Annotated in this window: 18 protein-coding genes and 1 other annotated feature; of the genes, 16 read left to right on the top strand and 2 right to left on the bottom strand. The window is 42.6% G+C overall.

Annotated features, from left to right (window positions below):
- Window positions 1-12: 12 nt before the first annotated feature.
- From leuD to yihA, 7 genes are all read left to right on the top strand, one after another.
- Window positions 13-612, top strand: coding sequence for a 3-isopropylmalate dehydratase small subunit (gene leuD / locus NSQ36_RS12885; RefSeq protein ID WP_003216415.1), 600 nt, complete (start codon window positions 13-15; stop codon window positions 610-612).
- Window positions 613-737: 125 nt separating this feature from the next.
- The gene (gene ddcA, locus NSQ36_RS12880; protein ID WP_050943638.1) at window positions 738-1,745 is read left to right on the top strand and encodes a DNA damage checkpoint antagonist DdcA; all 1,008 of its coding nucleotides are present in this window, start codon (window positions 738-740) and stop codon (window positions 1,743-1,745) included.
- Between the two features lie 239 nt (window positions 1,746-1,984).
- Entirely contained in the window at window positions 1,985-3,259 is a 1,275-nt protein-coding gene (gene tig, locus NSQ36_RS12875) for a trigger factor (RefSeq protein ID WP_226803790.1), read from the top strand.
- A 251-nt stretch (window positions 3,260-3,510) separates the two neighbouring features.
- Complete coding sequence (clpX, locus tag NSQ36_RS12870; protein WP_003216176.1) at window positions 3,511-4,776, top strand: ATP-dependent protease ATP-binding subunit ClpX; 1,266 nt, start codon at window positions 3,511-3,513, stop codon at window positions 4,774-4,776.
- Between the two features lie 136 nt (window positions 4,777-4,912).
- Window positions 4,913-6,574, top strand: a complete 1,662-nt coding sequence (lonB, locus tag NSQ36_RS12865; protein ID WP_003216675.1) for an ATP-dependent protease LonB — start codon at window positions 4,913-4,915, stop codon at window positions 6,572-6,574.
- Window positions 6,575-6,745: 171 nt separating this feature from the next.
- On the top strand, window positions 6,746-9,070 hold the full coding sequence (gene lon / locus NSQ36_RS12860) for an endopeptidase La (RefSeq protein ID WP_003216539.1): 2,325 nt from the start codon (window positions 6,746-6,748) through the stop codon (window positions 9,068-9,070).
- Window positions 9,067-9,654: a ribosome biogenesis GTP-binding protein YihA/YsxC gene (gene yihA / locus NSQ36_RS12855; protein ID WP_003216344.1), complete on the top strand. Its 588-nt coding sequence runs from the start codon at window positions 9,067-9,069 to the stop codon at window positions 9,652-9,654. The genes lon and yihA overlap by 4 nt, the downstream gene beginning before the upstream one ends.
- A 43-nt stretch (window positions 9,655-9,697) precedes the next feature.
- Here the strand turns inward: yihA and NSQ36_RS12850 are convergent, their stop codons facing one another.
- The gene (locus NSQ36_RS12850; protein ID WP_044139987.1) at window positions 9,698-10,183 is read right to left on the bottom strand and encodes a hypothetical protein; all 486 of its coding nucleotides are present in this window, start codon (window positions 10,181-10,183) and stop codon (window positions 9,698-9,700) included.
- A gap of 242 nt (window positions 10,184-10,425) precedes the next feature.
- Between NSQ36_RS12850 and hemA the strand changes: the two genes are divergently transcribed.
- The 8 genes from hemA to ysxE all read left to right on the top strand — a co-directional run bounded on the left by hemA (window position 10,426) and on the right by ysxE (window position 19,137).
- The gene (gene hemA / locus NSQ36_RS12845; RefSeq protein WP_106029071.1) at window positions 10,426-11,793 is read left to right on the top strand and encodes a glutamyl-tRNA reductase; all 1,368 of its coding nucleotides are present in this window, start codon (window positions 10,426-10,428) and stop codon (window positions 11,791-11,793) included.
- Between the two features lie 7 nt (window positions 11,794-11,800).
- Window positions 11,801-12,631, top strand: coding sequence for a cytochrome c biogenesis protein (locus tag NSQ36_RS12840; protein WP_050943641.1), 831 nt, complete (start codon window positions 11,801-11,803; stop codon window positions 12,629-12,631).
- A gap of 41 nt (window positions 12,632-12,672) precedes the next feature.
- Complete coding sequence (gene hemC / locus NSQ36_RS12835; RefSeq protein WP_003216588.1) at window positions 12,673-13,608, top strand: hydroxymethylbilane synthase; 936 nt, start codon at window positions 12,673-12,675, stop codon at window positions 13,606-13,608.
- Complete coding sequence (locus NSQ36_RS12830; protein WP_003216187.1) at window positions 13,605-14,396, top strand: uroporphyrinogen-III synthase; 792 nt, start codon at window positions 13,605-13,607, stop codon at window positions 14,394-14,396. Before hemC ends, NSQ36_RS12830 begins: the two co-directional genes overlap by 4 nt.
- Complete coding sequence (gene hemB, locus NSQ36_RS12825) at window positions 14,393-15,364, top strand: porphobilinogen synthase (protein WP_327839436.1); 972 nt, start codon at window positions 14,393-14,395, stop codon at window positions 15,362-15,364. Before NSQ36_RS12830 ends, hemB begins: the two co-directional genes overlap by 4 nt.
- 27 nt (window positions 15,365-15,391) lie before the next feature.
- Window positions 15,392-16,684 (top strand): glutamate-1-semialdehyde 2,1-aminomutase, encoded by a 1,293-nt coding sequence (gene hemL, locus NSQ36_RS12820; RefSeq protein ID WP_339205902.1) that lies wholly within the window; start codon window positions 15,392-15,394, stop codon window positions 16,682-16,684.
- Between the two features lie 133 nt (window positions 16,685-16,817).
- Complete coding sequence (locus NSQ36_RS12815; protein WP_321999438.1) at window positions 16,818-18,068, top strand: LysM peptidoglycan-binding domain-containing protein; 1,251 nt, start codon at window positions 16,818-16,820, stop codon at window positions 18,066-18,068.
- Window positions 18,069-18,105: 37 nt separating this feature from the next.
- Window positions 18,106-19,137 (top strand): spore coat protein YsxE, encoded by a 1,032-nt coding sequence (ysxE, locus tag NSQ36_RS12810; RefSeq protein ID WP_050943646.1) that lies wholly within the window; start codon window positions 18,106-18,108, stop codon window positions 19,135-19,137.
- 34 nt (window positions 19,138-19,171) lie between these two features.
- On the opposite strand, the gene NSQ36_RS12805 is transcribed toward ysxE, so the two are convergent.
- Window positions 19,172-19,360 carry a hypothetical protein gene (locus NSQ36_RS12805; RefSeq protein ID WP_003216497.1) on the bottom strand — a complete coding sequence of 63 codons (189 nt, stop codon included), beginning with the start codon at window positions 19,358-19,360 and terminating at the stop codon, window positions 19,172-19,174.
- Window positions 19,361-19,528: 168 nt separating this feature from the next.
- Window positions 19,529-19,758: a binding site (T-box leader), on the top strand.
- 58 nt (window positions 19,759-19,816) lie between these two features.
- Here NSQ36_RS12805 and NSQ36_RS12800 point away from each other — a divergent pair.
- Window positions 19,817-22,459 (top strand): valine--tRNA ligase, encoded by a 2,643-nt coding sequence (locus NSQ36_RS12800; RefSeq protein WP_321999437.1) that lies wholly within the window; start codon window positions 19,817-19,819, stop codon window positions 22,457-22,459.
- The last annotated feature ends 36 nt before the right edge of the window (window positions 22,460-22,495 follow it).

The following is a 22,495-nucleotide window of genomic DNA, read 5'->3' as shown; positions in this document are numbered from 1 at the left end:
GAGTTGTCATAGATGGAGCCTTTAGTCACACACAAAGGAAAAGCCGCTGTGCTTAACCGTATCAACGTAGATACAGATCAAATTATTCCGAAGCAATTTTTGAAAAGAATTGAACGAACAGGATATGGCCGGTTTGCCTTTTTCGACTGGCGGTATTTAGCCGATGGCAGCCCAAACCCTGATTTCGAACTGAATCAGCCGATTTATGAAGGTTCATCCATTTTGATCGCAGGAGAAAACTTTGGCTGCGGATCATCAAGGGAACATGCTCCTTGGGCACTTGATGATTATGGTTTCAAAATTGTCATCGCACCATCATTCGCAGATATTTTTCACCAAAACTGTTTTAAAAATGGGATGCTTCCGATTCGTCTTGATTATGATGTGTGGAAAACATTTGCTGCGTCATATGAGAACAAAGGGTATGAGATGACGGTTGATCTTGAAAAACAGCAAATAGAAGATCACGAAGGGAATATCACTCCTTTTGATGTGGATCCTCACTGGAGAGAAATGCTCCTGAATGGCTATGATGAAATCTCATTAACTTTACTACTAGAAGATGACATTCAAGCATTTGAAGATAAGCGCAGCAGCTGGCTGCGTGCGTAAACAACAAGAAGCCGTCCGCCCGAGGTGTGACGGCTTCTTTTTTGCATGAAAACCTCTCGTTACTTGTGTTTACTAACCTTCGTTGGTAAACTGATAAAAAATATGCGCCCGAAAGGAACGTAAGCATGAAACATGACAAGAAGAAAGATAATGTCATTTTGTTTCCTGGTCTGAAAGAAAGACTGATTGAAAAAGGAATGGCAGCATTAAAAGATAAACAGTATCAAGAGGCACTTCACTTGTTTTCAGAAGCAAAATCTTATGATGACGATGAAGAATCCGATATTCATCTCGGTATGGCGATTTGTTTTCTGGAGCTGGGCGAGCTGCAGGATGCAAAGCGTGTGTGTGAAAAGATGCTGCATGAAGGATATGGTCATTACTTCACCGTGCTTCAAGTGTATATGACAATCTTAATTCAGCTGAAAGAATATGAAGAAGTGAAGCAGACAATTGAAGCAGTACTTGAGGAAAACCACCTTCCAGCAGAAAGCGCGGAGCATTTTTACAAGCTGCTCGAATTTAGTAGAAAAATGATCGAATCGCCTGAACAGATTTTAGATGAAGATGAAGAGGACGGCAGTGAAATCAATATAGATGATCTGCTCGAGCGTCCAGAGGAGCAGGTGCAGTTCATCCATTCGCTGAAAGACCGAAACATCACGCCGCACATGGGTCTATTAAATACGATCCTACAAAAGCCTGATGGAAACCCTTTGGTCAAATCATTGATTCTGCAGCTTCTGTCAGATCATGATGTGGCAAAGCCGGTTCATGTGACGAAGTTCGGTGATTCTTTAACGCTTGTTCCTTCTGAGGCTGTTAAACCAGAGCAAATGCCGCTGCTTCAGCAAGTCCTTCGAAAGCTCGATGATACACTCGGCAATGAGAACCCAACCCTTTATCAAGGCGTGGAAGAGTTATGGCGCCGGCACTTATTTGTACTATATCCATTTCTTCCTAAATACACAGATCCGAATCTTTGGGCAGCAGCACTTCATAAAGTCGGCTATGAAATGCATGGGATCGAGATTGACCTCGAAGAATTGCATCTATTGTATGAATTTGATGAACGAGAGCTGAGAGAAGCTTGCACAATGCTGAAAGATATTGAAGAAATTTCTTATTTGTAATTTGTCGATTTAGTTGAAAGACGGACTTGTTATGTTATAATATAATGGTTGTATTTGTGCATATATCGTGCAGTTGTCGATTCCAATGGTTGAAAGACGATATGTATAATCAAGTCAAATGTTGTATACATAATACCGCTTCTTTAGCGGCGTGCGTGGTTTTTAATTGGACGAAGTCTTTATGATGCTTTAGAATGTAACAACGCACAATCTGAATAGATTTCTGGAGGGAAACACACATGTCAGTAAAATGGGAAAAACAAGAAGGTAACGAAGGCATCTTAACGGTAGAAGTTGATGCTGAAACATTTAACAAAGCACTTGATGATGCGTTTAAGAAAGTTGTTAAGCAAGTATCGATCCCTGGATTCCGTAAAGGGAAAGTACCACGTGGTCTTTTCGAACAGCGTTTTGGTGTAGAATCTCTTTATCAAGATGCATTAGATATTCTTCTTCCAGTTGAGTATCCAAAAGCAATCGACGAAGCTGGTATCGAGCCAGTTGACCGCCCTGAAATCGATGTTGAGAAAATCGAAAAAGGCGAAAGCTTAATCTTCACTGCAAAAGTAACAGTGAAGCCTGAAGTGAAACTTGGTGACTACAAAGGTCTTAACGTAGAAAAAGACGACGCTACTGTCACTGATGAAGATGTACAAGAAGAGTTAAAAGGCATGCAAAACCGTCAAGCTGAGCTTGTTGTCAAAGAAGAAGGCGCAATCGAAAACGGCGATACAGTTGTTCTTGATTTCGAAGGATTCGTTGATGGAGAAGCATTCGAAGGCGGAAAAGCTGAGAACTACTCTCTTGAAGTAGGTTCTAATTCATTCATCCCTGGTTTTGAAGAGCAGTTAGTTGGTCTTGAAACTGGAGCTGAAAAAGACGTAGAAGTCACTTTCCCAGAAGAATACCATGCTGAAGACCTTGCAGGTAAACCAGCTGTATTCAAAGTGAAAATTCACGAAATCAAAGCAAAAGAACTTCCAGCACTTGACGATGAGTTCGCGAAAGATGTTGATGAAGAAGTAGAAACTCTTGCTGAACTAACTGAAAAAACAAAGAAACGTCTTGAAGAAGCGAAAGAAAACGAAGCAGAAGGTAAACTTCGTGAAGAGCTAGTTGAGAAAGCTTCTGAAAATGCGGAAGTTGACATTCCACAAGCGATGGTTGACACAGAGCTAGACCGTATGATGAAAGAATTCGAACAACGCCTTCAAATGCAAGGAATGAACCTTGAGCTTTACTTCCAATTCTCAGGACAAGATGAAAATGCGCTGAAAGAGCAAATGAAAGAAGATGCTGCTAAACGCGTAAAATCTAACCTAACACTTGAAGCAATTGCTGCTGCAGAAAACGTACAAGTGTCTGATGAAGAAGTAGAAGAAGAGCTTTCAAAAATGGCTGAAGCATACAACATGCCAATTGAAAATATTAAACAAGCGATCGGATCTACTGACGCAATGAAAGAAGATCTAAAAGTTCGTAAAGCAATTGATTTTCTTGTAGAAAACCGTTAATATGGTGCATAATAATAAAACAGGGCGCGAGTGACTCGTGCCTTGTTTTGTACAATTTTTGACTTATCATCGCTTCTTTTGGAAACGATAGTGTAAGTCGCATCTTTCTGTTATACATATCTCGATGTGCAGTGTTAGAAACACATCATTACCGTCTTTTAGGAAAGTATGGTAAAATGCATACATACTGGACCCAGAAAGGTAGCTGACTGTTAGCTACAGGCAAGTGAAGAAGAATAAGGGGTGAAAGAATGTTTAAATTCAACGAGGAAAAAGGTCAATTAAAATGCTCGTTTTGCGGAAAAACGCAAGATCAAGTGCGTAAACTGGTCGCAGGACCTGGCGTATATATATGTGATGAATGTATCGAGCTTTGCACGGAAATAGTTGAAGAAGAGCTCGGCACTGAGGAAGAAGTTGAATTCAAGGATGTTCCGAAGCCTCATGAAATTCGGGAGATTCTTGATGAATATGTCATCGGCCAAGAAAATGCGAAGAAATCCTTAGCTGTAGCTGTTTATAATCACTACAAACGGATCAATTCCAACAGCAAGATTGATGATGTTGAGCTTTCGAAAAGTAATATCTCTATGATTGGGCCAACAGGAAGCGGTAAAACATTACTTGCTCAAACGCTTGCTCGTATTTTAAATGTGCCATTTGCGATTGCAGATGCAACATCTTTAACTGAAGCAGGTTATGTTGGTGAAGACGTAGAGAATATTTTACTAAAGCTGATCCAAGCAGCCGATTATGATGTAGAAAAAGCAGAAAAAGGTATTATCTACATCGATGAAATCGATAAAGTAGCAAGAAAATCAGAAAACCCTTCTATCACTCGTGATGTATCTGGGGAAGGTGTTCAGCAAGCACTATTGAAAATTCTTGAAGGAACTGTCGCTAGTGTACCGCCTCAAGGTGGACGTAAGCATCCTCATCAAGAATTCATTCAAATCGATACAACAAATATCCTCTTTATTTGTGGTGGAGCCTTTGACGGCATTGAGCAAATCATCAAACGCCGCTTAGGTCAAAAAGTCATTGGATTCGGTGCGGAAAATAAAATCGAAGATCTTGAAAAAGAAGTTCTTTTATCAAAAGTACTCCCAGAAGACTTGCTTCGCTTCGGTTTAATCCCAGAATTCATCGGCCGCTTGCCGGTTATTGCAAGCCTAGAGCCGTTAGATGAAAAAGCACTTGTAGAGATCTTGACGAAGCCTAAAAATGCACTCGTTAAGCAGTATACAAAAATGCTTGAGCTTGATGATGTAGAGCTAGAATTTGAAGAAGATGCTCTTAGCGAAATTGCGAAAAAAGCAATTGAGCGTAAAACAGGAGCTCGTGGTCTACGTTCAATCATTGAAGGCATCATGCTTGATGTGATGTTTGACCTTCCATCACGTGATGATATTGAAAAATGTGTCATCACTGGTGCAACAGTTGCTGATGGCGTGTCGCCGCGTCTTGTGTTAAAGGACGGCACAGTCGTTAATAAAGATACGAAAACATCTGCATAAGAGTAGTCTCACTCCTGAATCCTTTTGATTCAGGAGTTTTTTATTTATCGTGGAAGTTGTGTTTATTCCGTCCAGCTCTAGGAAATACTAGCAGACAGAAACCAATACATACGATAGATGAAGGAGGGAGCACCGATTGAGCTGGACAGGAATCGTTTTATTCATACAACTGTTCTTTGGTATCGTCATCGGGCTGTACTTTTGGAACTTACTGCGAAATCAGCGCACACAAAAGGTGACGATAGACAAAGAGTCAAAGAAAGAAATGGAGGCACTCAGAAAGATGCGGTCAATCAAGCTGAGTGAACCTTTATCAGAGAGAGTCCGGCCAAAGGGGTTTCAGGATATTGTAGGGCAGGAAGACGGCATTCGTGCACTAAAAGCGGCACTATGCGGGCCGAACCCACAGCATGTCATCGTCTACGGACCACCGGGAGTCGGTAAAACAGCCGCTGCCCGTCTTGTGATGGAAGAAGCGAAGCGTCACGCTGATTCTCCTTTTAAAAAAGATGCGGTCTTTGTAGAGCTCGATGCCACAACCGCGAGATTCGATGAACGAGGCATTGCAGATCCGCTTATTGGTTCCGTGCATGACCCAATTTACCAAGGGGCTGGAGCAATGGGGCAAGCAGGCATTCCGCAGCCAAAACAAGGAGCCGTCACACATGCTCATGGCGGGGTTCTGTTTATCGATGAAATTGGCGAACTGCATCCGATCCAAATGAACAAAATGCTCAAAGTGCTGGAAGATCGGAAAGTCTTTTTAGACAGTGCCTACTACAGTGAAGAAAATACCCAAATCCCGAATCACATTCATGATATTTTCCAAAATGGACTTCCGGCCGATTTTCGATTGATAGGTGCCACGACAAGAACACCTGACGAAATTCCACCAGCGATCCGGTCAAGATGTCTCGAAATTTTCTTTAAAGACCTTGACCAGCATGAACTGAAAATCGTCGCTGCCAAGGCTGTCCAAAAAATTCAAAAGGAATTAAGTGATGAAGGGCTGAACCTGTTAACCTCCTATGTGAAAAATGGACGTGAAGCCGTCAACATGGTGCAGATTGCCGCTGGCATGGCGGTCACGGAAAATCGAAAAGACATCACGATCGAAGATGTAGAATGGGTTATTCATTCGAGCCAGCTGACACCAAGATATGAACAAAAAGTACCGGAAAAGCCAAAAGTGGGGGTAGTCAATGGACTGGCTGTTTATGGACCAAACAGCGGTGCCCTGCTTGAGATTGAAGTGAACATCTGTAAGGCGCTTGAAAAAGGCAGTATCAATATTACAGGGATTGCAGAAGAAGAAAGCATTGGCAATCAATCGAAATCCATTAGACGAAAAAGTATGGCCAAAGGGTCAGTTGAAAATGTATTAACGGTACTTCGAAATTTAGGCATTCGGACAAATGAATATGACATCCATATTAATTTTCCAGGCGGTGCCCCTATTGATGGGCCGTCTGCTGGGATTGCCATGGCGACCGCAATCTTCTCAGCCATACATCAAATCCCGATTGATCATCTGACAGCCATGACGGGTGAAATCGGATTGCAAGGTCAGGTGAAGCCGATCGGTGGTGTGATACCGAAGATAAAGGCAGCGAAGCAGGCTGGTGCCACAACCGTCATTATTCCTTATGACAACCAGCAGTCGATCTTAAAAGAGATTGAAGGGGTCACCATTGTGCCTGTGAAGCACTTCCAAGAAGTGCTGGATCAGTGTTTGGTTAACCCGCCAGACGAGAAGAAAGATGGACTAGAAGAAGAAATGAAAAGAAAATCTGTTTAATCCCCATCACATATGGGGATTTTTTAGTGAAATAGATCTTTTTTTCTTTTTCAAGATAAAAAGAAAGGGTATACTACGGTAAGATCAACATTTCTCAAGTCTTTTACATTGTACAAGACTGAAACAGGTATATTATAATGATTCATACTAGTGACGGAGGTGTCAATCAACATGGCAGATGAAATCAAAAAGAATGTTCCGCTCCTTCCATTGCGAGGTTTGCTTGTTTATCCAACAATGGTCTTGCATTTGGACGTTGGACGCGAAAAGTCTGTTCAAGCATTAGAACAGGCGATGATGAACGATCATATGATTTTTCTAGCTACACAGCGGGAAATTTCAATAGATGAACCAGGTGAAGAGGAAATTTTCAAAGTCGGCACCTACACAAAAATTAAACAAATGCTGAAGCTGCCAAATGGAACGATTCGTGTACTCGTTGAAGGCTTAAATCGAGCACAGATCGAATCATATGTCGAGCTGGAGGACTATACGTCCGTCGACATTAAAGAATTGACAGAAGAAGAATTAAAGGACGCAGAAGCAGAAGCCCTCATGCGTACATTGTTAGATCACTTTGATCAATACATAAAAATTTCAAAAAAAATCTCAGCTGAAACATATGCAACAGTGACGGACATTGAAGAACCGGGGAGAATGGCAGATATCGTTGCTTCTCACCTGCCGCTGAAATTAAAGGACAAACAAGAAGTACTGGAAACAGTAGATGTCAAAAAACGGCTGAACCGGGTCATCAGCTTAATTCACAATGAAAAAGAAGTGCTCGAGATTGAAAAGAAAATCGGGCAGCGCGTGAAACGTTCAATGGAACGAACGCAAAAAGAATATTATTTACGTGAACAAATGAAAGCCATTCAAAAGGAGCTTGGAGACAAAGAAGGGAAAACGGGCGAAGTCAGTTCTTTAATGTCTAAAATCGAAGAGTCGAGCATGCCGGATTCTGTTCGTGAAACGGCGCTAAAAGAATTGAATCGTTATGAAAAAATTCCTTCAAGCTCTGCTGAGAGCTCTGTGATTCGAAATTATATTGATTGGCTGATCGGCCTCCCGTGGGGCATCTATACAGAAGATCGTCTCGATTTAAAGCTTGCAAGTGAAATTTTAGATGATGAGCATCACGGGCTGGAAAAGGTCAAAGAACGGGTGCTTGAATATCTTGCTGTCCAGAAGCTGACCAATTCGTTAAAAGGACCGATTCTTTGCTTAGCAGGACCTCCTGGCGTAGGGAAAACGTCACTTGCCAAATCGATTGCCAAATCACTTGACCGAAAGTTTATCCGTATCTCCCTTGGCGGTGTGCGTGATGAGTCTGAGATTCGTGGACATAGAAGAACGTATGTAGGTGCGATGCCAGGCCGTATCATTCGCGGAATGAGCAAGGCAGGAACGATGAATCCGGTCTTCCTTTTAGATGAAATTGATAAAATGTCCTCTGATTTTAGAGGCGATCCATCTTCTGCGATGCTCGAAGTCTTAGATCCAGAGCAAAATCATAACTTTAGCGATCACTATATTGAAGAAACATTTGATTTGTCTCAGGTGCTATTTATTGCCACTGCCAACAATTTAGCAACCATTCCAGGTCCACTTCGTGATAGAATGGAGATTATCACGATTGCAGGGTATACAGAGGTTGAAAAAGCAGAAATTGTGAAAGATCACCTTCTGCCGAAGCAGCTAAAGGAGCACGGATTAAAGAAAGGGAACTTGCAGCTCCGTGAAGCAGCGATTTATGATACGATTCGCTATTACACAAGAGAAGCTGGTGTTCGTGGATTAGAGCGTCAGCTTGCGGCGATATGCCGTAAAGCGGCAAGAGCGATTGTGGCTGAAGACCGCAAACGCATCACGGTGACAGAAAAGAACTTATCTGAATTTCTCGGAAAAAGACTTTACCGTTATGGTCAGGCTGAAACGACAGACCAAGTGGGAGTTGTCACAGGACTTGCGTATACCACTGTTGGCGGAGACACCTTGTCAATTGAGGTATCACTTTCTCCGGGTAAAGGCAAGCTGTTGTTAACAGGTAAGCTTGGTGATGTCATGAGAGAATCTGCACAGGCGGCATTCAGTTATATTCGTTCGAAAGCAGATGAACTGAACATTGATCCTAATTTTAATGAAAAGCATGATATTCATATCCATGTTCCAGAGGGTGCGGTTCCAAAGGACGGGCCATCAGCTGGTATCACCATTGCGACGGCTCTTGTATCAGCCCTCACAGGACGACCTGTGTCAAAAGAGGTTGGTATGACAGGAGAGATCACGTTAAGAGGAAGAGTGCTTCCAATTGGCGGACTAAAAGAAAAAGCATTAGGCGCACATCGTGCAGGACTGAAAACCATTATTCTTCCAAAGGACAATGAGAAGGATATTGATGATATTCCTGAAAGTGTGAGAGAAGGACTAACCTTTATTCCGGTCTCGCATTTAGATGAGGTGCTTGAGAAAGCGTTGGTAGGAGAGGGAAGATGAAAGTAACAAAATCAGATATCGTCATTAGTGCGGTAAAACCAGAGCAGTACCCGAGCGGGGGACTGCCTGAAATCGCTCTTGCTGGACGATCAAATGTTGGGAAGTCCTCGTTCATCAACTCATTGATTAATCGTAAAAATTTAGCACGTACGTCTTCTAAACCAGGTAAGACTCAAACGCTTAATTTCTACATTATTAATGATATGCTCCATTTTGTGGACGTTCCAGGTTACGGCTTTGCTAAAGTATCAAAGACAGAGCGTGAAGCCTGGGGTAGAATGATCGAAACGTATATTACAATGCGTGAAGAATTAAAAGCAGTTGTCCAAATTGTGGACCTGCGTCATAAGCCATCAGTAGATGATGTGAACATGTATGAATTCCTGAAATATTACGGCGTTCCTGTGATCGTCATCGCAACAAAGGCGGACAAAATTCCAAAAGGCAAATGGGAAAAACATGCGAAAGTTGTTAAACAGACACTCGACATTGCCCCATCAGATGAACTAGTCCTATTCTCTTCTGAAACAAAAAAGGGAAAAGACGAAGCCTGGAATGCCATCCTTGCGAAGATTAATAACTAAAAAAAGGCATCTGTCATGAGCAGATGCCTTTTTATTGTATAAGTTATTTCCTTTTTAAAAATAATAAGAGGAGACTGACAGCAATCAGTACATAAGGCCAGTACAATTCAAAACCGGAAGTAGGGATCGAAAGGGAACTTAGCTGCTTTGTAATTTGCTGAAAGAAATAAAGGAACAGACCGAGTGCAATGAGAACAACACTTTCAATACGATATTCTTTTTTCTGAGATGATTTCACAAAAAGAGCAAGTCCAACGATGAATACGATCATCGTAAATGTGTCTGGCCAGTAGTCCAATTTTGGCTGAAGAATAAAGTGTAGCGAAAGGCCCGTCATCAGCATACCGATAAACACATGAGCGCTTTCTTGCTCCTTCTTTCCTTGATATAAGAAAGCAAGGCCAAAAAGCAGTACGAGTGTATACCATTTCTCTTGATCCTTCCAAATGTCAAATTGACCTCCTGAGAGAATGGCATATAGCGCTACAGCCAGCAAAGTGAGCGGTAGCAAAATGGATTTCTTCTTCAAAGATGTCACCTTCTTTTAAGCAGATCATTTGTCCGCACGCGCCAAATCTGGTAAATTGCTTGAAGTGATGATATGGCATAATGGGTGTCGAACATTTTTCTACTATATCACAACATTTTTGAAATCTGTTCACAATTTTCATCCAGTTAAAAATGAATATATGTTATAATCACTATAAATAATAAATTCTATATTGTAATTATTATAAATTAGACAGGGCGTTGGGGGTGCAAGCTGAAGTTATGCATATTCTTGTTGTGGGTTTAGATTATAAAACAGCCCCTGTTGAGATACGGGAACAGCTGAGCTTTGAACCGAGCGAGCTCGGAACAGCGATGTCCAAGCTTAAAGAAGAAAAAAGCATTCTAGAGAATATCGTCATCTCAACATGTAATCGAACAGAGATCTACGCAGTGGTAGATCAGCTTCATACTGGACGGTTTTATATAAAAAGATTTTTAGCTGATTGGTTCGGTTTAGAAAAGGAAGATGTCTCGCCGTATTTGAAGTTCTATGAAAATGATGGAGCGGTCGAGCATTTATTCCGTGTGGCCTGTGGACTTGATTCCATGGTGATTGGCGAAACACAAATACTTGGTCAAGTGCGCTCTAGCTTTAAAGTAGCTCAAGAGGAGAAGACCATTGGTACCGTTTTCAATTATTTATTCAAACAGGCGGTCACCGTTGCAAAACGCTCTCATGCGGAAACAGACATTGCGTCTAATGCCGTGTCTGTCAGCTATGCAGCTGTCGAGCTTGCGAAAAAAATCTTTGGACGTCTTTCTGATAAACATGTCCTGATTCTTGGTGCGGGTAAAATGGGCGAACTAGCGGCTCAAAACCTTCAAGGTCAAGGGATTGGTCAAGTAACGGTTATCAATCGAACGTATGAGAAAGCAAAAGAATTGGCGGGCCGTTTTTCAGGAGAGCCTAAAAGCTTAAACCAATTGGAAAAAACATTATCCGAAGCGGACATTTTAATTAGTTCCACTGGTGCGAAGCAATTTGTCATTACAAAAGAAATGGTCGAAAGTGCGAATAAAAAGCGGAAGGGCAGACCTCTATTTATGGTGGATATTGCTGTCCCTCGTGATTTAGATCCAGCCATTTCTGAAGTAGAAGGTGCTTTTTTGTATGACATTGATGACCTTGAGGGCATCGTGGCAGCTAACTTAAAAGAACGCCGTGCGGTGGCTGAGCAGGTTGAGCTCCTCATTGAAGCAGAAATTGTGGAATTTAAGCAATGGCTGAATACGCTTGGTGTGGTTCCTGTCATTTCTGCACTTAGAGAAAAGGCGCTGACGATTCAAGCGGATACGATGCAGAGTATTGAGCGAAAGCTTCCGAATCTTACACATCGTGAAATGAAGCTATTAAATAAACATACGAAAAGCATTATCAATCAAATGCTGAAAGATCCTATCTTAAAGGCAAAAGAAATTGCCGCGGAGCCGAATGCAGAGGAAAAACTTTTACTCTTCAAAGAAATCTTTGATTTACAGGTTGAAGATGAAGAGCAAAAGGCGGAGCCGATGCAGGTGGAACAAGGGTCATTTCAGCTGTTTAAACCAAATATGGCACAAGGCCTTGCTACAGTTGCCAGTGAGTGATTAAGCGATGATGGAATCCATTGTAGCGAGACTAGGCGAAGCGACGACCTTGATCTATGCACTAAGTGTCTTGTTCTATTTCATAGATTTTCTTCAACACAACCGGAAGGCTGGAAAAATGGCTTTCTGGTTGCTTTCTATTGTCTGGCTGCTGCAAACAGTCTACATGTTCTATATTATGATGGAAACAGACCGATTCCCTGTGTTGAATGTAGCAGAGGGGTTATATTTTTATACGTGGGTGCTTGTGACACTTTCACTTGTTCTCACAAAAGTACTGCGTGTTGAATTTATCGTCTTTTTTACAAATGTCATCGGTTTTTCCTTGATGGCGATTCACACCTTTACACCATCGGATCTCCACTCAGCAGAACTAACGGGGAAGCTGACGAGTGAATTGCTAGTGATCCATATTACGATGGCGATTTTATCATACGGCGCCTTTTCGCTTTCATTTGCTTTCTCTCTTCTCTATCTCTTTCAATATCGTTTGCTGAAAAAGAAAAAATGGGGAAAATGGCTTCTAAGAATTGAAGATTTATCGAAGCTTGATCATATGGCATACGTATTAAACATTATTGGCGTGCCGATGCTCTTACTTAGTTTGATTCTTGGCATCATTTGGGCATATATTTCGTATGATACGTTGTACTGGACAGATACAAAGGTGCTTGGTTCGTTTATTATGCTGTTTTTATATGGTGTTTACTTATATATCAGATTGGTGAGAAATATGCAGGGCAAAGTCGTGGCACTGTGGAATGTCGGTTCATTCCTTGTGCTGATGATCAATTATTTTCTGCTTGGTAGCTTATCAACCTTTCATTGGTTTCAATAAATAATGATGAGTCTTAAGGGCATTGTCGGGAGGAAGACGAATTGCGTACAATTAAAGTAGGTTCTAGAAGAAGTAAGCTTGCAATTACACAAACAAAATGGGTCATTCAAAAGCTGTCTGAACTAAACCCTTCTTATTCTTTTGAAATAAAAGAGATTGTGACAAAGGGTGATCAAATTTTAGATGTGACCTTATCAAAGGTTGGCGGAAAAGGACTGTTTGTCAAAGAAATTGAACAGGCGATGCTAAATCACGACATCGATATGGCCGTTCACAGTATGAAGGATATGCCGGCTGCTCTTCCTGAAGGATTAGTCATTGGCTGTATTCCTGAGCGTGAAGATGTAAGGGACGCTCTTATATCGAAGGATCATCTGCGTCTTCACGAGCTGCCGAAGGGTGCTATTGTGGGAACGAGCAGCTTACGGCGCAGTGCCCAGCTTCTTCAGGAAAGACCAGATCTGAACATTAAATGGATTCGAGGAAACATTGATACAAGATTGGAAAAGTTGAAAAATGAAGAATATGATGCCATTATTCTAGCGGCTGCCGGTCTGTCCAGAATGGGCTGGAGCAAAGAGGTCGTGTCTGAATTTTTATCTCCTGAGACTTGCCTGCCCGCAGTTGGCCAAGGCGCTTTGTCAATTGAGTGCCGCGGAGATGATGAAGAGCTATTGCAGCTCCTCGCTCAATTTACGAATGAATACACAAAGAAAACGGTTCTCGCTGAACGAGCCTTCCTCAAACAAATGGATGGCAGCTGTCAGGTACCGATCGCTGGCTATGCAACGATAAATGAGCGCGATGAAATTGAACTGACGGGTCTTGTGGCATCTGCTGACGGACACACGATTATTCGAGAAACTGTATCAGGCTCTGACCCTGAGGCAATTGGAACAGCATGCGCGAAGCAGATGGCTGATAAGGGAGCAAAGGATTTAATCGACAAGGTGAAAAAGGATCTGTCCTCCCAATGACCATAGGCCAATCGCTTCACGGACAGACGGTGCTTGTCACTCGAAATGAACGTCAAGCGGGTGTGTTTCAGCAGAAGATTGAAGAGCTGAACGGCCATGCTGTTTTAACCTCTCTTATTCGGTTTGAGCCTACGCTCACAAATGAAAAAGCGCAGGCCTTTTTAAAGGACTTAGAAAATAGCCAATGGCTTGTTTTCACGAGTGTAAATGGGGCGTCTTTTTTTCTGAGCTACATAGAAGACCATCATTTACATAAGAGTTTATCCCATTTGAAAGTGGCTGCGGTAGGTGAGAAAACCTCTGCCTATCTTGAGCAGCACGGCTTGAAGGTGGATGTCGTACCAGAACGATTCATAGCGGAAGAGCTCGCAGATGCGCTGCTTGACCATGTGCGTCCGGGAGAGCGTGTGTTTGTAGCAAAAGGACACCTGTCTCGAGATGTCGTGAAGAAAACGCTTGTTCCACTTGGCATAGAAGTAAAGGAATGGATTTTATATGAAACGGTCAAGGATGAGGAAGGAATTGCCGCTCTCAAAACGGCAATGACGAAGCAATCATTTGATTTTATTACATTTACGAGCTCATCCACTGTCCATTCATTTATGCATGCCATGGAGGCAGATGCAGCGAAGCTAGCTGCTTCTGACACCTGTTTTGTGACGATCGGTCCTCTGACAAAAGAGGCGCTGCTTCAATACGGGATTTCTTCTGAAACCCCAGATACTTATACGATAGACGGAATGCTTGAATTGATGTGCCGTTTATCTGAAAGGAAGTTGAACCAATGATGAAATTTAACAGACACCGCAGACTGCGGACAAGTGCAGGAATGAGAGAATTAGTCAGAGAAACCTTTTTAAGACCATCTGATTTCATTTATCCGATCTTTTTTGTAGAGGGAGAAAATGTAAGAAAAGAAGTCTCTTCAATGCCGGGTGTTTATCACATTTCAGTGGACCTTGTAAAAGAAGAAGTCCAAGAGCTTGTCGACCTAGGCATCAAATCAATTATTGTATTTGGTGTTCCAGATCATAAAGACCATGTGGGCAGTGAGGCGTATCACGATCATGGCATTGTTCAAAGAGCAACGCTTGAGATCAAAAAGCATTTCCCAAAGCTTGTGGTCATTGCAGACACTTGCTTATGCCAATATACAGATCACGGACACTGCGGAATCGTTGAAGATGGAGAAATTTTAAATGATGAATCTCTTCAGCTATTAGCGAAAACTGCTGTTAGCCAAGCGCGCGCAGGTGCAGATATCATTGCTCCTTCCAATATGATGGATGGATTTGTTATTGCCATTCGTGAGGCGCTTGATGAAGCTGGCTTTATTCATGTACCTGTCATGTCATATGCTGTGAAATATGCAAGTGCGTTTTATGGTCCGTTTCGTGACGCGGCGCATAGCACACCGCAGTTTGGAGATCGTAAAACATACCAAATGGACCCTGCAAACCGTTTAGAGGCACTAAGAGAAGCGCAATCTGACGTAGAAGAGGGAGCTGACTTCCTCATTGTGAAACCATCTCTTTCTTATTTAGACATTATGCGTGATGTGAAAAATGAATTTACACTCCCTATTGTTGCTTACAATGTGAGCGGAGAATATGCAATGGTCAAAGCCGCTGCTCAAAATGGGTGGATTTCTGAAAAAGAGCTTGTTCTTGAAATGCTGACAAGCATGAAACGTGCAGGAGCAGAACTCATCATTACGTATCATGCAAAAGATGCAGCAAAATGGCTCTCAGAATAAAGAACGGATAGACAGGAGGACGTTGAAATGGGACGTAGCTATGAAAAATCAAAGCAAGCATTTGAAGAAGCGCAGCATTTAATGCCTGGTGGTGTCAACAGCCCTGTACGTGCATTTAAATCAGTGAACACAGATCCGATTTTTATGGAACGAGGCAAAGGCGCCAAAATCTATGATATTGATGGAAATGAATACATCGATTATGTCTTATCATGGGGACCACTTATTTTAGGGCATACGAATGACCGTGTGGTTGAAAGCATTCAGCGAGTGGCAGAAAAGGGGACAAGCTTTGGTGCTTCGACATTAGTTGAAAATGAATTAGCTAAGCTTGTATCAGAGCGTGTTCCTTCTATCGAAGTCATTCGTATGGTCAGCTCTGGTACAGAGGCAACCATGAGTGCACTTCGTCTGGCTCGAGGCTTTACAGGCAGAAATAAAATTGTGAAATTTGAAGGCTGCTATCATGGCCACGGCGATTCTTTGCTCATTAAAGCAGGTTCAGGTGTCGCAACGCTAGGGCTTCCAGATAGCCCAGGGGTACCTGAAGGAACTGCAAGCAACACGATCACAGTGCCGTACAATGATTTAGAAAGCATTCAAGTTGCTTTTCAGGAATTTGGAGACGATATTGCAGGTGTCATTGTCGAGCCGGTTGCAGGAAATATGGGGGTTGTCCCTCCGCAAGACGGTTTCTTACAAGGGCTGAGAGACATCACAGAGCAATACGGAGCTTTACTCATTTTTGATGAGGTCATGACCGGCTTCCGTGTGGATTATCACTGCGCGCAAGGCTACTTTGGCATCACACCTGATCTGACGTGTCTTGGTAAAGTGATCGGAGGCGGTCTTCCGGTCGGCGCTTATGGCGGAAGAGCGGATATTATGAGACAAATTGCGCCAAGCGGTCCAATTTATCAAGCAGGAACGTTATCTGGTAACCCACTTGCGATGACAGCAGGCTTAGAAACCTTAAAACAGCTGACACCTGAGTCTTATGAAGAGTTTAGACGAAAAGGAGACCGGCTGGAAGAAGGCATTTCAAATGCGGCGAAAGCACATAGAATTCCATTAACGTTTAACCGTGCGGGTTCGATGATTGGATTCTTCTTTACAAATGAAGAAGTGGTCAATTATGACAAAGCCAAAACAGCTGATCTCGCTTTATTTGCTGAATTTTACAAGGAAATGGCCGACCACGGCATCTTCCTTCCCCCTTCTCAATTCGAAGGACTATTCCTGTCAACAGCTCACACAGATGAAGACATCGAATATACGATTGAGACAGTGGAAAAAGTATTTCAAAAACTACGTCGATAAACGAAAGCCGATATGGAGACATATCGGCTTTTTTGTGTTGCTGAAAACCAATCATATTTTCACTGCCTCTCACATACATCTGTATTGACATCTAATTTTATTTTGAAGGATTAGATGAAAGGAGGACACCGACTTGTCTCAAAACAATCGATTACAGTTTTCAGTAGAAGAATCCATCTATTTCAAAAGCGGACAGGAAGTCAGTGAGCTGCTGTCTATTTCTCTCGATCCTGACATTCTCGTTCAAGAAGTGAATGATTATGTTTCGATTAGAGGTTCACTCGAGCTAACAGGAGAATACAACATAAATCAAGAGGAGCTATTGGGTGAATTGAGTTCCTATGCATCATACAGAGAAGCTGATGAGGTGAAGGTCAGAGAAGACGGGACGGCGGAGCTTCTGCATCAATTCCCAGTCGATATCACGATTCCTAAAAACAAAATCAGTCATTTAAATGATGTGTTTGTGTTTATTGATGCGTTTGATTACCAGCTGACAGAAAATCGTTTGCTCACCATTCAAGCTGATCTGGCGATTGAGGGTCTATTAGACGAGGAAATGCCCCAAGCGCCTGTAGAGGAGCCGTATGAATTTGTTCATCGTTCTGAAGAAGAATATGGCGACGTGACCTACGATTATCAGCTGCAGCCAGAAGATGAAGAGCAAGAAGAGCTACAAGGCTATGAACGTGAGATTGATGAGGATCAGGCTGTATTACAGCATGACACGCGCGCCGAAGAAGAAAAGCAGGAAGAAGAAATTGAGATAGAGCTGATGAGTAGGGAAGAAGAAACCGAAGAACTGGAAGAATCGGAGAGCCAAGAAGAAGTGGCGCTTGGTTATCGCTCCTTACCAGAAGCTCAGGTGCAAGAACCACCATTTTTTGAACCGCCTAAGCTCTTAGAAGAAGAGAAACGGGAGGATACATTCTTTGAGGTGGAAGTGAGAAAAGATCCCGAAGCAGCTGAAGAGCTGGAAGAAACGGTTCAGCCGTATCCGGTATTTGAATCACCGGCTTATCACGTGGAAGAGGAGCAAGAGGCGCAGGATGACACGTACCAGCTCGGACGGTTATATGAACGAGAAGCGCCAAAAGTATATGAGGCAGCTCAAGAAGAAGAGGAGTTTGAAGAAGATGTGAGAGAAACGTCTGGCAGTGAAAACTCTCTTTATTTAACAAAGCTGTTTGCTAAGCAGGAGGAGGAAGATTTTTCTCGCATGAAAATATGTATAGTTCAGCAAGAAGATACGGTCGATCGTATTTGTGAGCGATATCAGTTGAATGTGCAGCAGCTTCTTCGCACAAACTCATTATCGGTGGATGCGGAGCTTGAAGAAGGGCAGATTCTTTATATTCCTGAATATCAAAAAAGCAATGCCTAACAAGAGATGACCGATCGAGAAAATGTGGTGAGTGAACGTGGATGAGATCCAATCTGTCCTATACGAATACGGGCTTGAGGCGGAATACGTTGAACCTGTCAGTCCTGCTGTCGTCAAAGTATATACAAAGCAGGGCGTATTTGCCTTAAAGCGAGTAAAAGCCAACAGGCATATGCAGTTTACAGAGCAAATGCTTGAACTAGAATCAAAGGGCTATCGCTCTTTTGTGCCGATTTATCGGACGAAGAGCGGTTCTTTTTTCTCAAGTCATCGTGAAAGCCAGTACGCATACTATCTCATGCCTTGGCTGACGAATGAAAAGAGAGAAGAGCAGGACGATAAACATGAATATTTATTTCAAGAGATTGCAAGACTTCATAAGCGGACTGAAGTGATGATGGATATCACAGAGCAAGAGATCGAAGCGCACTACACACAAATCAAGACCAAATGGGAAACAGAGAAAGACATGTATGAACGATTCATAGAGCGGGCAGAGCAAACTTGGTATATGTCGCCATTTGAACTGGCTGCTGCGATGTATTTTTCAGAGGCGATGTCTGCCAGCGAATTTGCCCTCGAACGACTAGAAGACTGGCATGAAGAAATGAAAGATAAAGAAACAACACGTGTTGTGTTAAATCATGGGCAGCTGTCGATTCATCACTTTTTGTATAATGATGTGGGTACAGGACATTTCACCAATTTTGAGCGGTCAAAAAAAGCCGCCCCCATTTATGACCTTCTGACCTTTTACTATCGGACATTCAAAACCTATCCCACGTCTTGTCCTGAATGCACTTCCTTGTTTTATACGTACCAAAAAGGAAATCCTCTTCGGGAGGAAGAGCTTCATTTGTTTCTTAGTTACCTTGCTTATCCACAAGGTCTGTTTGATACAGTTAAAACCTATGAAGCAGGCGGGCAGGATGAGATGGAAAGCTGTCAACAGCTGTTAAGAGCGTATTGGCAGATGAAAAATTCAGAGCCGACCGTCATGAAGATTCACGAGATTGAGCAGGCTAGACGGCTTGAAGAAGAACAAAGTGCCTCGTCATCAGCGGAATGACGAGGTTATTTTGTGTGTACATAAGCGCGAGTCTTTAAAACCAATCAAGGTGAAAGGCGCAGGCGAGAAAAATGAGAATACCTAGGATGAGGACGTCAAATGTTGTGGGGAAAATGATCGTACGAAACCCTTGAAATATCGCAATCGGGAGAACGACTTGGGAGGCCACTGCCCGAATTTGTCTCAGCCAGGGGGGAAGTGTGTAAGGATTGATCTTTTTCAAAGCAAACGCCCTCCTTCTTCATTTTGTTATTATCATATGGGCAAAGAGGAAAAGGGTGCTTGCCCAATTTGTATAAAGAAGAAGAAAAGCGGAAAAGATGATTGACGAAAACAAAAGGCATTTAGTAATATAAATAAAAGATGAGTATGTGCTGATGAACGTGATATATCGTAAGCGTGGATCAGGAAGAGTACAAGCAAGACCCTAAAGAGAGGGAGACCATGAGCTGAAAGGTTTCCTAGGATGCACTTGTTTGGAAGGTCGCCTGTGAGCTTAATTTCTTGAATGAACAAGTAGAGAAATTCGGGAGAACCCCGTTATCCTTTAGAGTGTATGGGACACGTCTATGTGTTCCATGAAAAAAGGTGGTACCGCGAAAAAGCTTTTTCGTCCTTTTATAAGGATGAAAAGGCTTTTTTATGTTTCATCAGCCGAAAAAATGTGGAGGTTACATAAATGGAAACAAATAATCAAGAAATGCCAACAAAGTACGACCCAAATGCGATAGAAAAAGACCGCTATACGTACTGGCTTGAAGGGAAATTCTTCGAAGCACAAAATGACAAAACGAAAGATCCATATACAGTCGTCATTCCTCCACCAAACGTGACAGGAAAACTGCACCTTGGGCATGCATGGGATTCGACCCTTCAAGACATCGTGACACGTATGAAACGGATGCAGGGCTATGACGTTCTATGGCTTCCAGGAATGGATCATGCCGGTATTGCGACCCAAGCAAAGGTTGAGGCAAAGCTTCGCGAAGAAGGCGTAAGCCGTTATGACCTTGGCCGGGAGAAATTTGTGGAAGAAACGTGGAAATGGAAAGAAGAATATGCGGACTTTATTCGCAGTCAGTGGGCGAAAATGGGACTTGGTCTTGATTACTCACGTGAACGTTTTACATTAGATGAAGGTCTGAATAAAGCGGTACGCCAAGTGTTTGTTCAATTGTATGAAAAAGGGCTGATCTATCGCGGAGAGTACATCATTAACTGGGATCCAGCGACGAAAACGGCACTTTCTGATATTGAAGTCATTTATAAAGATGTTCAAGGCGCGTTTTATCACTTAAGATACCCACTTTCAGATGGCACGGGTTCAATTGAAATTGCGACGACAAGACCTGAAACAATGCTCGGAGATACAGCCGTTGCCGTGCATCCTGATGACGAACGTTATCAGCATTTAATTGGAAAAACAGTGGTCTTGCCAATTACAGGACGCGAGATTCCAATCGTTGCTGATGATTATGTCGATATGGAGTTTGGTTCAGGAGCTGTGAAAATTACACCTGCTCATGACCCGAATGACTTTGAGCTTGGAAACCGCCATAACTTAGAGCGTATCCTTGTCATGAATGAAGATGGCACAATGAATGCAAATGCACTGCAATACAAAGGAATGGACCGCTTTGAATGCCGTAAACAGCTTGTAAAAGACTTGCAAGAAGAGGGTATTTTGTTCAAAATTGAGGACCATATGCATTCAGTTGGTCATAGTGAGAGAAGCGGAGCTGTCGTTGAACCTTATTTATCTACTCAATGGTTTGTAAAAATGCAGCCGTTGGCAGACGAAGCCATTAACCTTCAAAATGGGGACGACCAAGTTCAATTTGTTCCAGACCGCTTTGAAAAGACGTATTTACACTGGATGGAAAATATCCGTGACTGGTGTATTTCTCGTCAGCTATGGTGGGGACACCGCATTCCAGCTTGGTATCATAAAGAAACGAAAGAAGTATACGTTGGACTGGAAGCACCAGAAGATATAGAAAACTGGGAACAGGATAACGATGTGCTTGATACATGGTTTAGTTCAGCGCTTTGGCCTTTCTCGACAATGGGCTGGCCGGATGCAGATAGTGAAGACTTCAAGCGCTACTATCCAACAAACCTGCTTGTTACAGGCTATGACATCATTTTCTTCTGGGTCTCTCGCATGATCTTCCAAGGTCTTGAATTCACAGGAGAAAAACCGTTTAAAGACGTTCTGATTCATGGGCTGATCCGTGACGAGCAAGGACGTAAAATGAGTAAGTCGCTAGGTAACGGAATTGATCCAATGGAGGTCATCGACAAGTACGGTGCAGATTCATTAAGATATTTCTTAGCAACTGGAAGCTCACCAGGTCAGGATCTTCGCTTTAGCTTTGAAAAGGTTGAATCCACTTGGAACTTTGCGAACAAAATTTGGAACGCATCACGTTTTGCTTTAATGAACATGGATGGCTTAACGTATGATGAGCTTGATTTAACAGGAGAAAAATCAGTTGCTGACCAATGGATTTTAACCCGCTTAAATGAAACGATTGAAAGTGTCACACAGCTAGCTGACAAGTATGAATTCGGTGAAGTGGGCAGACATTTATACAACTTCATTTGGGATGATTTCTGTGATTGGTACATTGAGATGGCGAAGCTTCCGCTTTATGGAGAAGATGAAGCAGCGAAGAAAACGACTCGTTCGATCCTTGCGTACGTATTAGATCAGACGATGAGACTTCTTCATCCGTTCATGCCATTCTTAACAGAAGAAATCTGGCAGCATCTTCCGCACGAAGGTGAATCGATTACTGTAGCGGCTTGGCCTGAGGTGAAGCCGGAGCTTTCAAACGAACAAGCGTCTGCTGATATGAAGCTGCTCGTGGAACTCATCCGTTCTGTTCGTAACATCCGCAGTGAAGTGAATACGCCAATGAGCAAACAGGTGGAGCTTTACATTAAAGCTTCTACATCTGATGTGCAGGAACGCTTAGAGAAAAACCGTTCATATATCGAGCGTTTTACGAACCCAAGTGTACTTGAAATTGGCACAGATGTCCCAGCTAGTGATAAAGCGATGACGGCTGTTATTTCTGGAGCAGAGCTCATTCTGCCGCTTGAAGGCTTAATCAACTTAGATGAGGAAATCGCTCGTCTGCAAAAAGAGCTTGATAAGTTGACAAAAGAAGTAGAGCGCGTCCAGAAAAAGCTTGGCAACGAAGGCTTTATGAAAAAAGCGCCTGAAAGTGTCGTAGAAGAAGAGCGTGCGAAAGAACGTGACTATGTCGCAAAACGCGAAGCTGTTCAAAAGCGTATTGAAGAGCTGAAAGCATAAGGTTGAAAAGACGGCTCCTAACAAAATGGAGTCGTC

The organism is Bacillus sp. FSL W8-1143, from assembly GCF_037965155.1.
GTDB lineage: Bacteria > Bacillota > Bacilli > Bacillales > Bacillaceae > Bacillus > Bacillus pumilus.
Note: the sequence above shows the minus strand (reverse complement) of the source record. Positions and strands in the feature narration are given on the sequence as shown.

What these genes read in the sequence shown, in the direction of transcription:
- ddcA (WP_050943638.1), top strand. Translation starts at nt 738, where the DNA reads ATGAAACATGACAAGAAGAAAGATAATGTCATTTTGTTTCCTGGTCTG.
- NSQ36_RS12800 (WP_321999437.1), top strand. Translation starts at nt 19,817, where the DNA reads ATGGAAACAAATAATCAAGAAATGCCAACAAAGTACGACCCAAATGCG.
- hemL (WP_339205902.1), top strand. Translation starts at nt 15,392, where the DNA reads ATGGGACGTAGCTATGAAAAATCAAAGCAAGCATTTGAAGAAGCGCAG.
- leuD (WP_003216415.1), top strand. Translation starts at nt 13, where the DNA reads ATGGAGCCTTTAGTCACACACAAAGGAAAAGCCGCTGTGCTTAACCGT.
- lon (WP_003216539.1), top strand. Translation starts at nt 6,746, where the DNA reads ATGGCAGATGAAATCAAAAAGAATGTTCCGCTCCTTCCATTGCGAGGT.
- yihA (WP_003216344.1), top strand. Translation starts at nt 9,067, where the DNA reads ATGAAAGTAACAAAATCAGATATCGTCATTAGTGCGGTAAAACCAGAG.
- NSQ36_RS12840 (WP_050943641.1), top strand. Translation starts at nt 11,801, where the DNA reads ATGATGGAATCCATTGTAGCGAGACTAGGCGAAGCGACGACCTTGATC.
- hemA (WP_106029071.1), top strand. Translation starts at nt 10,426, where the DNA reads ATGCATATTCTTGTTGTGGGTTTAGATTATAAAACAGCCCCTGTTGAG.
- hemB (WP_327839436.1), top strand. Translation starts at nt 14,393, where the DNA reads ATGATGAAATTTAACAGACACCGCAGACTGCGGACAAGTGCAGGAATG.
- tig (WP_226803790.1), top strand. Translation starts at nt 1,985, where the DNA reads ATGTCAGTAAAATGGGAAAAACAAGAAGGTAACGAAGGCATCTTAACG.
- clpX (WP_003216176.1), top strand. Translation starts at nt 3,511, where the DNA reads ATGTTTAAATTCAACGAGGAAAAAGGTCAATTAAAATGCTCGTTTTGC.
- NSQ36_RS12830 (WP_003216187.1), top strand. Translation starts at nt 13,605, where the DNA reads ATGACCATAGGCCAATCGCTTCACGGACAGACGGTGCTTGTCACTCGA.